Source organism: Gluconobacter sp. Dm-44 (assembly GCF_018256175.1).
GTDB classification, from domain to species: domain Bacteria; phylum Pseudomonadota; class Alphaproteobacteria; order Acetobacterales; family Acetobacteraceae; genus Gluconobacter; species Gluconobacter cadivus.
In genome coordinates, this window is the sequence record NZ_JAERLZ010000001.1 from 446,033 (window position 1) to 460,141 (window position 14,109).

13 protein-coding genes are annotated in these 14,109 nt (G+C 60.6%); 4 read left to right on the forward strand and 9 right to left on the reverse strand.

From position 1 onward, the window contains the following. Positions 1-6: 6 nt before the first annotated feature. A complete protein-coding gene (gene panC, locus JK213_RS02040; RefSeq protein WP_194261930.1) occupies positions 7-834 on the reverse strand; it encodes a pantoate--beta-alanine ligase in 828 nt (275 codons plus the stop codon). Between the two features lie 74 nt (positions 835-908). On the opposite strand from panC, the gene JK213_RS02045 reads away from it, so the two are divergent. From JK213_RS02045 to JK213_RS02060, 4 genes are all read left to right on the forward strand, one after another. Continuing rightward, complete coding sequence (locus JK213_RS02045; RefSeq protein WP_194261929.1) at positions 909-2,144, forward strand: TIGR03862 family flavoprotein; 1,236 nt, start codon at positions 909-911, stop codon at positions 2,142-2,144. A gap of 4 nt (positions 2,145-2,148) precedes the next feature. Continuing rightward, positions 2,149-3,588 (forward strand): ATP-binding protein, encoded by a 1,440-nt coding sequence (locus JK213_RS02050; protein WP_194261928.1) that lies wholly within the window; start codon positions 2,149-2,151, stop codon positions 3,586-3,588. A gap of 108 nt (positions 3,589-3,696) precedes the next feature. Next, complete coding sequence (locus tag JK213_RS02055; protein ID WP_194261927.1) at positions 3,697-6,090, forward strand: TonB-dependent receptor; 2,394 nt, start codon at positions 3,697-3,699, stop codon at positions 6,088-6,090. A 13-nt stretch (positions 6,091-6,103) separates the two neighbouring features. After that, a complete protein-coding gene (locus JK213_RS02060) occupies positions 6,104-7,210 on the forward strand; it encodes a glycerophosphodiester phosphodiesterase family protein (RefSeq protein WP_194261926.1) in 1,107 nt (368 codons plus the stop codon). 75 nt (positions 7,211-7,285) lie between these two features. Here JK213_RS02060 and JK213_RS02065 read toward each other — a convergent pair whose 3' ends face one another. From JK213_RS02065 to gnd, 8 genes are all read right to left on the reverse strand, one after another. After that, positions 7,286-7,813 carry a type 1 glutamine amidotransferase domain-containing protein gene (locus JK213_RS02065; protein ID WP_194261925.1) on the reverse strand — a complete coding sequence of 176 codons (528 nt, stop codon included), beginning with the start codon at positions 7,811-7,813 and terminating at the stop codon, positions 7,286-7,288. Between the two features lie 63 nt (positions 7,814-7,876). Next, a complete protein-coding gene (gene aldA, locus JK213_RS02070; protein WP_194261924.1) occupies positions 7,877-9,319 on the reverse strand; it encodes an aldehyde dehydrogenase in 1,443 nt (480 codons plus the stop codon). Between the two features lie 320 nt (positions 9,320-9,639). Further along, complete coding sequence (locus JK213_RS02075; RefSeq protein ID WP_194261923.1) at positions 9,640-10,167, reverse strand: YaiI/YqxD family protein; 528 nt, start codon at positions 10,165-10,167, stop codon at positions 9,640-9,642. 3 nt (positions 10,168-10,170) lie between these two features. Further along, the gene (locus JK213_RS02080) at positions 10,171-10,713 is read right to left on the reverse strand and encodes a gluconokinase (protein ID WP_194261922.1); all 543 of its coding nucleotides are present in this window, start codon (positions 10,711-10,713) and stop codon (positions 10,171-10,173) included. Next, on the reverse strand, positions 10,710-11,405 hold the full coding sequence (gene rpiA / locus JK213_RS02085) for a ribose-5-phosphate isomerase RpiA (protein WP_194261921.1): 696 nt from the start codon (positions 11,403-11,405) through the stop codon (positions 10,710-10,712). The genes JK213_RS02080 and rpiA overlap by 4 nt, the downstream gene beginning before the upstream one ends. Further along, positions 11,402-12,142 carry a 6-phosphogluconolactonase gene (pgl, locus tag JK213_RS02090; RefSeq protein WP_194261920.1) on the reverse strand — a complete coding sequence of 247 codons (741 nt, stop codon included), beginning with the start codon at positions 12,140-12,142 and terminating at the stop codon, positions 11,402-11,404. Before pgl ends, rpiA begins: the two co-directional genes overlap by 4 nt. Continuing rightward, positions 12,139-12,999, reverse strand: coding sequence for a Cof-type HAD-IIB family hydrolase (locus JK213_RS02095; RefSeq protein WP_194261919.1), 861 nt, complete (start codon positions 12,997-12,999; stop codon positions 12,139-12,141). The genes pgl and JK213_RS02095 overlap by 4 nt, the downstream gene beginning before the upstream one ends. A 108-nt stretch (positions 13,000-13,107) precedes the next feature. Further along, entirely contained in the window at positions 13,108-14,106 is a 999-nt protein-coding gene (gene gnd / locus JK213_RS02100; RefSeq protein ID WP_194261918.1) for a phosphogluconate dehydrogenase (NAD(+)-dependent, decarboxylating), read from the reverse strand. Positions 14,107-14,109: the final 3 nt, after the last annotated feature.

A 14,109-nucleotide genomic window follows, 5' to 3' on the forward strand; every position in this document is an offset into this window, starting at 1 on the left:
TGGATCTCAAAGCGGCATGTTGTCGATCAGCCGGACCGCCCCTGCCTGCACAGCCAGAAGCGCCAGCGCGTTTTCAGAACAGGCGTCTTCGCGGCGGAATGTGTCTGCATTTACGACCGTGGCATAGTCGATGTCCGGCAGGCCGGCCTTTATCAGGCTGACACGCAAAGCACCTTCCAGAACATCCACGTTGCGTTCACCACTGCGAAACAGCCGCGCGGCTTCCTGCAAGGCCTGATATAGCGCCGGAGCTTTCTGACGATTTTCGGGCGTCAGACGCACATTGCGGCTGGACCGCGCGAGACCATCGTTTTCGCGCGCGATGTCACAGACCACGATTTCGACCGGGATATCCAGATCCGCCACAAAACGCCGGACGACCGCGCATTGCTGGGCATCTTTCTGTCCGAAATAGGCCCGCTGCGGCTGGACGATATTGAACAGCTTCGTCACGACCGTCGCCACGCCGGAGAAATGTCCGGGACGGGACTGGCCTTCGAGTTCGTCCGTAACGCCGCCGACTTCAATGCGGGTTGCAAAACCCTTCGGATAAAGCACGTCCGGCGTTGGCAGAAACACAAGATCGGCTCCGGCATCTTTCAGAAGCGCCAGATCACGGTCCGGATCGCGCGGATAGGAAGCGTAGTCTTCGTTCGGGCCGAACTGCGTCGGGTTGACGAAAATACTGACGGCCACCGCACCGTTTTCGGCCTTGGCTCTGCGGACGAGGCCCAGATGGCCTTCGTGCAGGAAGCCCATCGTCGGAACGAAGCCGAGCGTTGCATAGGCTTTCCGGGCGGTCCGAAACGCCGCGATTGTCTCAAAAACCTGCATCTGTGTGTCCTTTCCGGCCAGAACCAGTCGTGCGGAACCTGACAAACCCTGCCGCACATGGCAATCAGGCGCCTATGACTGCTGCGTCCCCTTCCCCGTTCCTCGGCCCCTCCATCGCCATTATCGGAGCCGGTCCCGCAGGGCTGTTCGCAGCCGAAATTCTGTCTGCGCGAGGATGCAGGGTGCAGGTCTTCGACCGGATGCCGAGCGTGGGGCGCAAGCTGCTCATGGCCGGGCGCAGCGGGCTGAACCTGACGCATTCGGAGCCACTGGACAGATTTCTGAAGCGTTATGGTAACGCGCACGACTGGCTCGAACCCACTATTCGCGCCTTTCCTCCAGAAGCGCTGCGGCAATGGGCGGAAGGCCTCGGGCAGCCCTGTTTTTCCGGCTCTTCAGGGCGGGTGTTTCCCAAAGCCATGAAAGCTTCTCCACTCCTGCGGGCATGGCTTGAGCGTCTGGCGCAGCAGGGCGTAGCGATCCGGACCCGACATCGTTTCGTCGGCTGGGCGGGGTCGGACCCTGTTTTCGATACTCCTGACGGCCGGATTTCCGTTCAGGCGGACGCGACCCTCCTGACACTGGGGGGCGCAAGCTGGTCCCGTCTGGGATCGGACGGTCTCTGGGCAGACCTTCTGCCGGAGGACACCGCGCCTTTCGCACCCGCAAACTGCGGCTTCGCACCCGAATGGCCAGCGGATTTCGCAGCACGGTACGACGGCAGCATCCTGCATTCGGTCGGGCTGTCTTTTAACGAACAACACAGCCGGGGCGACCTGACCATCACGGCCCGCGGTCTTGAAGGATCGGCGCTTTATGCCCTCTCGGCTGCGTTGCGGGACACGATCCAGCGCGACGGGCGAGCAGTTCTCACGCTCGATCTTCGTCCGACACTTTCGGCCGAAGACGTTCTGAAACGCCTGCTGGCCCAGCGCGAACGCGAAAGCCAGACCAATCGTCTACGCAAGGCGCTGGCCCTTGATGCGCCCTCCCGGGAGCTTCTCAGGCTCGCGACACCGAAAAACGCCACCCCGCTTCAGCTTGCCCAGACCCTCAAGGCTCTCCCCCTGCCGCTGATCGGCATGGACGCGCTGGATCGCGCCATTTCGACCGCAGGCGGCGTGCGGCAGGACGCCGTGGATGCACGGTTCATGCTGACGTCCCGCCCCGGCGTGTTTGTGGCCGGGGAAATGCTGGACTGGGAAGCGCCAACGGGCGGCTATCTGCTTCAGGGGTGTTTTTCCACTGCTTATGCAGCGGCAAATGGCGTCCTTGGGTGGCTAGAATCGTCCAGTTCGGCTATCGCCTGACGCCATGACATCCATCGTTCTCGGACAGGGCCGCGACGGCTCCGACACCTGCATTGATCTGCCGGAACTCCTGGCCACGCGCCTGCTGGTCCAGGGCAATTCCGGCTCGGGGAAATCGCATCTCCTGCGGCGCCTGCTGGAGCAGACGGCAACCCTCGTCCAACAGGTGATGATTGATCCGGAAGGCGATTTCGTCACTCTCGCCGACCATTACGGTCATCTGGTGATCGACGTCGAAGACCAGTCCGAAGCCAGCCTCCGCGCCGCTGGGGAGCGCGTGCGGGCGCATCGGGCCTCCGTGGTGCTGAACCTCGAACAGGTCGAAGCCGAAATGCAGCTTCGGGCGGCCGGCGCGTTCCTTAACGGCATGTTCGAAGCCCCGCGCGCGCACTGGTATCCGGCCCTCGTCGTGGTGGACGAAGCCCAGCTTTTCGCACCCGTGGCCAGCGGCGACACATCGGACGAAGCGCGCCGTCTATCGCTTGGCGCCATGACGAACCTCATGTGCCGTGGCCGAAAGCGCGGTCTGGCAGGCGTGATCGCCACCCAGCGTCTGGCGAAGCTGGCGAAGAACGTCGCGGCAGAAGCGTCCAACTTCCTGATGGGCCGGACCTTCCTCGATATCGACATGGCGCGCGCAGCCGATCTTCTGGGTATGGAGCGTCGTGCGGCGGAATCCTTCCGCGATCTGGCGCGCGGTCAGTTCATGGCGCTCGGGCCGGCCCTGAGCCGACGTCCGAAACTCGTGGCCATCGGCCCCGTGACGACCGCAAGCCATGCCACTGGTCCGGTTCTCGTGCCGCTTGAGCCTGTTTCCGCCGAAGACCTGCGGGACATCATTCTCGAACCCGTTCATGAGTTCACGCCCCGCGCGCGTCGGGAAACCCGCCCTCCTCCGCCGGATCTGCTCGCTCAACTCGATGCCTATGGTGCCGAGCGCGAGGCCGAGGAGCCCGCCCCCGCAGCCGTGAGCGTCGAGGCTGATCCCGATCAGTTGTGGTCGCTGGTCGCTGAAGTCGTGGCCGGAGAAGGTTCGGACTACAAACCGCTGGCGACGTTGTATCAGGACTTCCAGCTTCGGGCGCGCATTCAGGGCCTGTCGCGCAATGTGCTGGAACTGGGGTCTTTTAACCGCATGCTGGCCACGATCCGCGCCGGGATGGACCGGGAGCGCTCCGACAGCGAGGAGTGGAAGCAGGCCCAGACAGTCGCCGCGACCCTTCCGGAAGACGTGCAGGGCGTTTTCCTGCTGCTGGCCCGCACGGCGCTGGATGCGGAAACCTGCCCGGACGATGATGCACTGGCCCGCGCCTATGGGACACATTCTTTGGGCCGCGCGCGCCGTCAGCTCAACTATCTGGAAGAGCGGGAAGTCATCGTTCTTCAGGATACGCCGCTGGGGCGGCGGGTGGCGATCGTCGGGCTGGGCTGGCAGACAGCCTGACTGTCATAATTCTGTCATCGGACGTTCACAGGAGCTTCACACGCAGTTCTTTACGGAAAGATTAGGGTCCGCCGCGTCCGAACCCTTCTTGCTCCGGAAAGATCTTCGATGCCGCGCAACCTGCTGCGTTCCCGCCTGCTCCTGACCGTTTTCTGCTCGCCATTTGCGCTGGCTGCCGCTCTTCCGCACTCTGCCAGTGCCGCCGCGACCGAAACCAGAAAAGCCACGCCAGCCAAACATGCTGCGAAAAGCAGCGCCAAGCACAAGGCCAAAGTGGATGCCGTCGCTGGTGGTACGGAACAGCTCGTCATCACGGCACGCCGCACCCGTTCCGAACAGGGGCTGAGTCATGTGCAGATCCAGCGCATTCTTCCGGGCATCAACCCGGTCAAGGCGCTAGAAATGCTGCCGGGCGTCGTGTTCAACAATGCCGACCCCTGGGGCAACAACGAGCAGAACTCTTCGCTCTACGTTCACGGCTTCAACCAGAACCAGCTTGGCTACACGCTCGACGGCATCCCCCTCGGCGATCAGGCTTACGGCAACTATAACGGCCTCTCCCCGCAGCGCGCGGTCATCAGCGAGAACGTCGGATCGGCCTCGGTGTCGTCCGGTGCGGGTGCGCTTGGTACGGCGTCGACGTCCAATCTCGGCGGTACGCTCCAGTTCACGACGCAGGACCCGCTTCACAAGCGCGGCGCGCAGATCGAGCAGGTTTTCGGCAGCTGGTCGACGTTCCGTACCTTCGCCCGCCTCGATACGGGTGAGTTCGGCAACGGCAACTCGGCTTATGTCTCTTTCGTCCGTCAGGATGCGCGCGCCTGGGATTTTGCCGGTCATCAGGGCGGCTATCAGGTCAACGCGAAGTTTGTTCACAACAGCGAACATGATCATTTCTCGACATTCTTCGACTGGTCCCAGAAGGTCGAACCCAATGAAGACAGCATCACGCTTCCGCAGGGTTACGGTCTCTATGTCCGTCCGTTCACTTATCCCAATTTCAATTACGCCAAGGCCAACGCCAATGCGGTCGGTCTGAACTATCGCAATTACTACTCTGCGGCCCAGCGCGAAGACTTCCTTGCCTACTCCAAGTGGACGCATGACTTCAGCGAAAACCTGCACTGGGACAACAGCATCTATTATCACCATGATCTGGGTGAAGGTGTCGTTGCCGGTCCGATCTCGGCCGCCGGTCTGCCGACGCTGTTCGCCGCCTATTATCCGGGGCAGGATCTGAACACCGTGTTCGGTGGCTCGGGCTACGCAACCCGTACGACCGAATACTGGGACAACCGCGGTGGCCTGATGTCCACGCTGCGCTACCATCTCGGCAAGCATTCGATCGAACTCGGCGGCTGGTATGAGCGCAACAACAACACGCAGGCCCGTCGCTGGTATCCGCTGAACGCCAACAACCCGACCACGCCTTACGAGCGCCAGCAGAACGCCCTGATCGACCAGTACACCAACAATTTCTATACCAACACGTTCGTGACGCATCTGCAGGACAACTGGCAGATCTCAAAGAATTTCTCGCTGATGGCGGGCTTCAAGTCCGAGCTGGTCTATACCAACGGCACCCTCCCCGTAGCCGCGAAGCCGGGTTCGCTTTCCCCGTCCTATGCCGTGACGGCACCGGGTGGCGAAATCGACGCCGCCAAGCCGTTCCTCCCCGCTTTCGGCGCGGTCTGGGACATCACGAAGCATGAACAGTGGTTCGCCAACATCCAGGAGAACATGCGCTCCTTCCAGGATGCGGGCTATGGCAATGCCACCCCGTGGGGCGCGACCAGCCAGGCCGCTTTCGAAGAATTCAAGAAGAACGGCAAGCCGGAAACCTCATGGACCTACGAAACCGGTCTGCGTGAGCACCGCCAGATCCACCTTGGTCCGCTGACAGCGATCGAAGGTCAGGTCGAATACTATCACGTTCACTTCTCGAACCGCCTTCTGGCCGTGGCAACGACGCAGACCCTGTCGTCCATCATTGGTTCGGCAACCACGCTTGCCAACGTGGGTTCGGTCACAACGGATGGTATGGATTTCTCCTTCACCACCCATTTCGGTCCGCATTTCTCGCTGTACAACGCGCTGTCCTACAACAAGTCCACCTATAACGATAACTACAGCACGGGTTCGAGCATCATCCACACGGCTGGGAAGAACGTTGTGGGCATGCCGGACTGGTCGGAAAAGTTCGTCTTCACCACCAACTGGGGCAATGCCTACGGCCAATTCACTGGCGACGTGATCGGCAAGCGTTATGCGACCTATACCAACGATATGTGGGCCGCACCCTACGCGCAGTTCAACCTGAATGCGGGTTATACGTTCCACAACATCCCGCATCTGGCATCGCTGAAGGTTCAGGGCAACATTACCAACCTGACAAACACAAAGGGATGGTCCACGATCAACGCGACCCAGACCGCGGGTCAGTTCTCGGCCTATCCCATCGCGCCGCGCATGTTCTTCCTGAGCCTGAGCGCCGCCCTGTAAGGAACACTGCCTTATGCTGACACGTCGCCAGAGCCTCGGCCTGCTCGCGGCAGGGCTTCCCGCCCTGCACCTGCGGGCGAAAGCCGCGCCCTCACTGGCGCCGAAGCCGCTCGTGTTCGCCCATCGCGGGGCTTCGGCCCTGCGCCCCGAACACACACTGGCCTCCTATGCCCGCGCCATGATGGATGGCGCGGATTTCATCGAGCCGGATCTTGTCATGACGCGCGACGGCCATCTGGTCGTCCGACATGAAAGCAATATTGTCGGGACGACGGATGTTTCGGAACGCCCGGAATTCGCCTCCCGTCACCGATCCCTCAAGATCGACGGACGGGTCGAGACCGGCTGGTTCACTACGGACTTTACGCTCGCCGAACTCAAGACCCTCCGCGCCCGTGAACGCCTCTCCACAATCCGCGTCCACAATACGCGCTATGACGATCACTTCGAAATCCCAACTTTTGAAGAAGTCATCGAACAGGTCGCAGCACAATCGGCGGCAACGGGAAAAGTTTTCGGTCTGGTGCCGGAAATCAAGCATTCCACCTATTTCAACAGCCTCGGGCTCAATCCCGAAGCCGCGTTTCTCCAGACCATCGCTGCCCACGACTATACCCGGCAGGCCCCGCTGGAACTCCAGTCCTTCGAAACCAGCAACCTCGGGCGCATCCGCGCTGATGTTCTGTCCATCAACCCGCAGGCACGGCTGATGCTGCTGATGGGTGAACGCAAGGACGTACCGCCAGACCTGCTGGCAGCAGGCAAGACCACGACTTTCGGCGATCTCATGACGCCTGAGGGCCTTAAGGAGGTCCGGCGCTATGCCGACGTGATCGGGCCGTCCAACACGGACCTGATCCCGCGTGATAGCAAGGGCGCCTGGATGGAGCCATCCAGCCTCGTTACGGATGCCCATCAGGCCGGACTTCTGGTCCATTCCTACACGGCACGGCCGGAAAACCATTTCCTCCCCGCGCAGCTTCGCAACACTGCAGGCGACGCCGCCCGCAACCCCGAGGGCATGATCGCGGAACTGCGCCGCTATCTGGACATGGGCATCGACGGCTTCTTCACCGACGATCCCGCTTTGGGGCGCAAAGCCGTCGATGGCACGATCTGACACCAGTCAGATCACCACCACAAAAAAGGAGGCTCTCTTTCCGGGAGCCTCCTTTTTTGGGGTTTTCATGAGATGTCAGCTGAGCCTGAAGTGCCGGAGCATGGCCTTGTTAAAAGCCGGAATATCGGCGGGACAGCGGGAAAAGACATAAGGCCCGTCAACGACAACCGCATTGTCCACCCAGATCGCCCCTGAATTCTCCAGATCGCGGCGAATGGCTGGCCAGGATGTGACGGTTCGTCCTTTAAGCTCATTCACCTCAATCAGCGTCTGCACACCATGGCAGATGGCTGCAATCGGCTTGTTCGCTTTTACGAACGCCTTGGCAAACGCCACCACGTCTCTGTTCAGACGCAGCGCATCTGACGAAACCGGACCACCCGGAAGAAACAGGGCATCGTAATCTCCTGCCTTGGCATCAGCGATCGCCAGATCGGCCCGGATGCCATGCGAGGGATAAATACCGTTATTAACGGCCTGAAATTCCCCGCCCTTGAGAGAAATGATCATGACAGTCGCCCCGGCATTTTCCAGAGCGGCGCGGGATGCGGTCAGTTCGATTTCCTCAAGGCCATCCGTGGCCAGTACAGCGACTTTTACCATGATGCCGATCCCCTCCTTCAGGAAAAAAGCGGGCTACCGTCGTGTGGTACCCCGCCAATGCGTTCATGCGTTGAGGTAAATGGTCTTGGTCTGGACATAGGCTTCCATACCGTGCTGCCCGTCTTCGCCTCCCAGACCACTCTCCTTGTAGCCATGATGGAAGCCCTGCGGTGCCTCACCGCCCGGACGGTTCACATAGACCTCGCCAAATTCAAGCTCGCGGGTCATGCGAAGGACCCGGCTCAGATCGTTGGTGAAGAGATAGGCTGACAGACCATAACGGCAGTCATTGGCCCAGGCGATGGCCTGATCGAAGTCCTTCACCCGGATCAGCGACATGACCGGTCCGAACACCTCGTTATGAACGACGTCCATGTCCTGTGTGACATCGGTCAGCAGCGTCGGGGCATAGAAATATCCCTGATCATAGACGCCCCCTCTCAGGCGTTTGCCGCCCATGGCCAGACGCGCACCCTGCCTGATGGCATTTTCGACCATGGCATGGACCTTGTTGAGTTCGTCCTCGCTGACTTTCGGGCCCATATCCGTGTCCGGGTCCGTTGGCAGTCCGACCTTCAGCGCCTCGATTTTCTCGCGAATTTTCTGAACAAACCGATCGTAGATGGCTTCATGGATATAGGTACGCTCGTTGGACGTGCAAACCTGACCGCCATTGCCGAACCGTGCGGCCACGGCAGCATCCGCAGCCTTATCCAGATCGGCGTCTTCCATCACCATGAACGGTGCTTTGCCGCCAAGTTCGAGGCGGACTTCCTTCAGTGTTTCAGAGGCGGCCGCCATGATCTTCTTGCCTGCCGGGGTCGAGCCCGTCATCGTAATGAGCCGGACGTCTTTATGCGCCACCAGCGGTACACCGACATCCTTGCCATCTCCCGTCACGATATTGATGACGCCATGAGGAATCTTGGCTTCCCTGACCAGCTTAGCCAGATGCAGGCAGGTCAGCGGCGTCAGTTCATGCGGTTTGAGCACGATAGTGTTTCCCGCCGCCACAGCGGGGCCGATCTTCCTTGCACAGAGTGCCAGCGGAAAATTCCAGGCCGTAATGGCCCCGATCACGCCCAGCGGCACGCGGTCGATCAGGATTTTCTCGTTCGGCGAACTTCCCGGAATGATTTCGCCCTGAAGGCGCAGCACATTCTCCGCCGCGAACCGCAGCAGGCCAATCGCAAAATCGACCTCAATGCGGGCCTCCTTCAGCGGTTTGCCCATTTCTGCTGTAATGAGAGCGGCCAGCTTTTCGCGATCCCGCTTCACCAGATCCTTCAACACATGAATGTAATCAGCCCGTTCGGTCGCCGTACGCTGGCTCCAGCCGACAAAGGCTGATTTCGCAGCCGAGACAGCAGCATCCACATCTGCCTGACCGCCTTTGGCGGCTTCACCAATGACTGCTTTCGTGGCCGGATTTTCAACCGTAATCCATTCACCGCCTTTCGGTGAGACCCAGCTGCCATTGATGAAAAGAGTGCTTTTCTCAGTCATGGAGTTTCCTGCATTCCTGTGTGACGACTTGCGCCCTGTCTTCAAACAGACGCATCAGGACGCCAGCAGTTCACTCAATGAGGGCACGAGAGTGACATTCTTTTGCAATCAAGAACGATAAAGCGCCAATTTCCGGGAACGATCGTTCAGTCCCGCATCATGCCAGATGAAGTAGAGTAACGTCCACTCAGGGAATCAAGATGTGAAAATACGCACCCTTTCTCACGCAGACTGTCCAGCGCTGTGGCGATACTGTACCCCATACAGGGCCAAATCTTTTCAACACGGAGCGTCTGTTGGGGCAAAAGATATCCCCAGAATCAGGGAACATCTCCGGGGAAGGCCCTGTGGATTGTTTCTGAAGAACTGGGGAGCGATTGCGCCAGAGCCGCTTTCCTGCGGAGTCGCACGATGAGTGTATCGAGCGCGGATAAAAACCGGCTCCGGTCGTTTTTGCCGAAAGACGGATTATAGGTCGTCACCGCCCCTGTCTCGCGCAGACCCTGCATCAGATCCCGCATCGCCGACACCATGCCGACGGAGCGCTCATCGATTTCCTCGCCGTTCGGACGCAGAACCGAACCTTTCTTGGCAAGGCAGCGCACGGCCAGCGGAATATCGCTGGTAATGACGATGTCGGAAGCCGTCACCTGCTCCGCAATCCAGTCATCCGCCACGTCCGGCCCCTCAGGAACCACGACGCGTTCGATGAGCGGAGACTGTGGGACATTCATCCAGCTATTGGCAACGATGACCGTTTTCAGGCCATAGCGCGCCCCGACGCGATAGATCTCGTCCTTCACCGGACAGGCATCGGCATCCACCAGAAGTCGGGTCGTGTTTGCCACGGATCAGCCCTCCGTCTGGAAATGACGGATCAGTTCCTCCAGCACCACGTCCGGGTGCTTTTCGCCTGAAACGCGGATTACAGGCTCGTCGTCCCCCGGCACTTCAAGCGTCGCGAGCTGGCTTGGCAGCAGGCTGGCAGGCATGAAATGCCCTTCCCGCCGCTCCAGCCGCGCCGCGAGTTCAGTGGCGGACGTGTCGATATGAACGAACTCAATCGGCAATCCGTTGGCGCGAAGCTGCTCACGATAGGCGCGTTTGAGCGCGGAACATGTCAGCACCGCACCATGGCCAGCTTCGACCTGTGCCCGCAGCCAGTCATGACACAGTGCAAGCCAGGGCGCGCGATCTGCATCGGTCAGCGGCTGCCCAGTGCTCATTTTCTCGACATTCGCAGGCGGATGCAGGGCATCGCCCTCCTGAAAATGCCAGCCCAGCCGCGTCGCGAGGCCCGTTGCAATCGTCGTCTTGCCTGTCCCAGAGACGCCCATGATCACGAGAAAACGCGGCTCCAGACCCATCTTCACCCGTGCTGCGGCAACCGTCATGGCTCCCACCGCTCCACGCCTTCTGTCGTGGCGACCAGAACATCCGATGCCATGTTGAGGAACATGCCATGCTCCACCACACCGACGATCCGGTCGATTTTCCCTGCCAGATCTTCGGGGTTTTCGATCGGTCCGAAATGGCAGTCCAGAATCATGTTGCCGGTATCCGTCACGAACAGCGATCCGGCGCGATCGGCCCTCGGCTTCACACCACGCGCGCCACAGGCCGCAAGGCGCTCCGCCGTGCATTCCCAGCCGAAGGAAATGACTTCAACAGGCACAGGTGCGCGTTCGCCCAGCAGATCGACAGGCTTGGTGCCGTCCACGATCACCACGAAACGCTTCGCGGCCTGTGCCACGATTTTCTCGCGAAGGAGCGCGCCGCCCAGACCTTTGATGAGGTTCAGCGAACCGCGCTGGACCTCGTCCGCACCATCAATCGCAATGTCAATTCGACGATGCGCGCTGAAATCCGTCAGGGGAATTCCAGCCTTGATCGCCTTGTCCTCACTGTCATCGGAGGTCGGAATGCCGAAAATTTCCAGCCCTTCCGCAACACGCTCGCCCAGACGTTCGATCATATAGGCGGCCGTGCTGCCCGTTCCGAGCCCCACGACCATGCCGCTCTTGACCATATCAGCGGCTTCACGCGCCGCGGTGCGCTTGTGAAAGTTCATGTCCGTGCCGCTCATGCGTCTTCTCCGACCGCAGCGCGATCTGCAAGAATGACGATCCGGCCTTCGCTCGTCACGCGGGCGGATGGAATGGAACTGTCGCCTTCGACCAGACGCTCCAGCATTTCGACCTTGGACGCTCCTGTCACGAGAAACACGACCAGTGCGCTGGACTGAATGGCGGGATAGGTCAGCGTGATGCGTTCATAAGGCGCGGTGGACGGTGCGGCCGTCCCGACCCAGGCCTTGCGCTCCTTCAGGACAGGCTGTCCCGGAAACAGCGAGGCCGTATGACCATCCGTGCCGAGGCCCAGCATGACCAGATCGAACAGCGGACGCTTCGGATCAAGTTCCGTGGCGCCATAAGAGGTCTGGAGGGTTTTTTCGTAAGCCTGTGCATCCGCCTCGACCGTGCCGCCGGTCGGAATGGCATGAACGTTCTGCGTGGGCACCGGGACGTGCGACAGCAGAACGGACTGACCAACCGTGTGGTTGCTATCCGCATGGCCTTCCGGCACATGGCGCTCGTCACCGTAGAAAATCTCGACCCGCTCCCACGGGATCAGCTTTGCCCGTGATGGCGTTGCGAGGATCTCGAACAGGCGCTTGGGCGTGGAGCCTCCGGAAAGTGCCACCCGGAACAGGCCGTCCGCCTTGGCAAGAACGCCTTCGATGAAGAGATCGGCCATCCGCAGGGCGACGGCTTCCGAATCAGGGAGGGTTTCCAAAGTGGCTGTGCGAATATCGGTCGTCATGAATGGGGAACCCTCGGCAGAATGTAGCGCTCGACAGCCTTGGCCCAGCCATCGCGCTCGTTGGTGTCCGTGAAAACCTGAGCGGCGGCTTTCACGTCCTCTTCGGCCTGCCCCATGGCAATCCCCAGTCCTGCGACCGAAAACATCGGCAGGTCGTTATGGGCATCGCCAAGGCAGGCCACCTCATGCGGCGCAATGCCGTGGGCAAGCGCCAGTTCGCGGATCGCCTCGCCCTTGTTGGCAAGGGCCGGCGTCACGTCGAGAAGAATATCGGAAGAGCGGCGCACACTCGCTTCTCCCTGAAGCATCACGCCGAGTTCGGTCTCGACGTCCTGTAACAGGCTGGTATTGCTGCTCACGCCCATCACCTTGCCGATGCCCTCGAATTCCTTGCGCAGATCGGGAACCTGATGCGGCGTCAGGCCGGTGATGCCATGCTCATGCTGGACGAACGGCGTATGCGCGTCCTGCACCATCCAGTAGGACTGCCGCAGGAACCATGTTTCGATCCCATGCAGATGTAGCATGTCATACACGATCGACAACACATTCGGAGCGAGAACGCGGCTGACGCTCGTAGTCCCGTCGGGCTTGAAAATGATACCGCCATTGAAACCGGCATTCTGCCCGGTCAGACCAAGCTGCTCGATATAGGGCACCATGGCGGCGGGTGGCCGCGCACTGGCGAGGCACAGCGGAATCCCCCGCTCCTGAAGTATTTTCGCCATCGTCAGCGTGGACGGCGCAATGGTCTTGTCTGGCGTCAGGAGCGTGCCATCCATGTCGGACACAACCATCCGGATGGTTTTTGGCAACGGTGGCAGATCCGCGTGGATGGCGTCGAGGTCAACGGACATAAAAGCCCCTGTAAAAACCCCCGTCAGAGTCTTTGCGGGGGCTGGCTGGTCAGCAATGGCAAAAACCATACCCTGCCAGCCAGTCATTGCCCATGAGGGGCGGTAGTCTTATTTCTTCTCGACGTGTCCGCCGAAACCGAAACGCTGTGCCGAGAGCACTTTCTCGGCAAAGTTGTTGCCGGACCGCGAACGGAAGCGCGTGAACAGCGCGGCCGTCATGACCGGAGCCGGGACGTCTTCCTCAATGGCGGCCTCGATCGTCCAGCGACCTTCACCAGAGTCCGCGACTTCGCCAGAGAACTCGTTGAGAGTTTCCGAACGGGTCAGGGCCTCAGCCGTCAGATCGAGCAGCCAGGACGACACGACACTGCCGCGACGCCATACTTCGGCAATATCGCCCATGTTGAGCTCGAACCGGTCTTTTTCCGCAAGAACGGGGGAGTTCTTGCTTTTCATGATATCGAAGCCCTCAGCGAAGGCCTGCATCATGCCGTATTCGATACCGTTATGGACCATCTTTACAAAGTGTCCCGAACCGGCAGGCCCACAGTGCAGATAGCCCTGTTCAGCCCGCGGGTCATGACCCTTTTCGCCACGGCCCGGCGTGCGCGGCACGTCCCCGATGCCCGGCGCGAGCGCGCTGAGGATCGGATCAATATATTCGGCGGTTTCTTTCGTGCCGCCGAACATCATGCAGTAGCCGCGTTCCAGACCCCAGACACCGCCTGAGGTGCCGACATCCACATAGGAGATGCCCTTTTCGGCCAGTTCGGCCGAGCGACGGACGTCGTCCTTATAGTAAGTGTTGCCACCGTCGATGATGACATCCCCACGCCCCAGAAGGCCGCCGAGTTCCTGCACGCAGGCCTCGGTGATGGCACCTGCCGGAAGCATGACCCACACCACGCGGTGTTCATCACCTTCGAGCAGCTTCGCCATCTCGGCGACAGAACCGGCGGGGGTCGCACGCCCCGCTTCACAGCGTCCGGCGACCGAAGCCGTCACTTCCGGCGTGCGGTCGTGCACGACGACATCATGTCCGTGGCGTGTCAGACGGACGGCAATATTGCCGCCCATCCGTCCCAGTCCGATGATTCCGATCCGCATGAC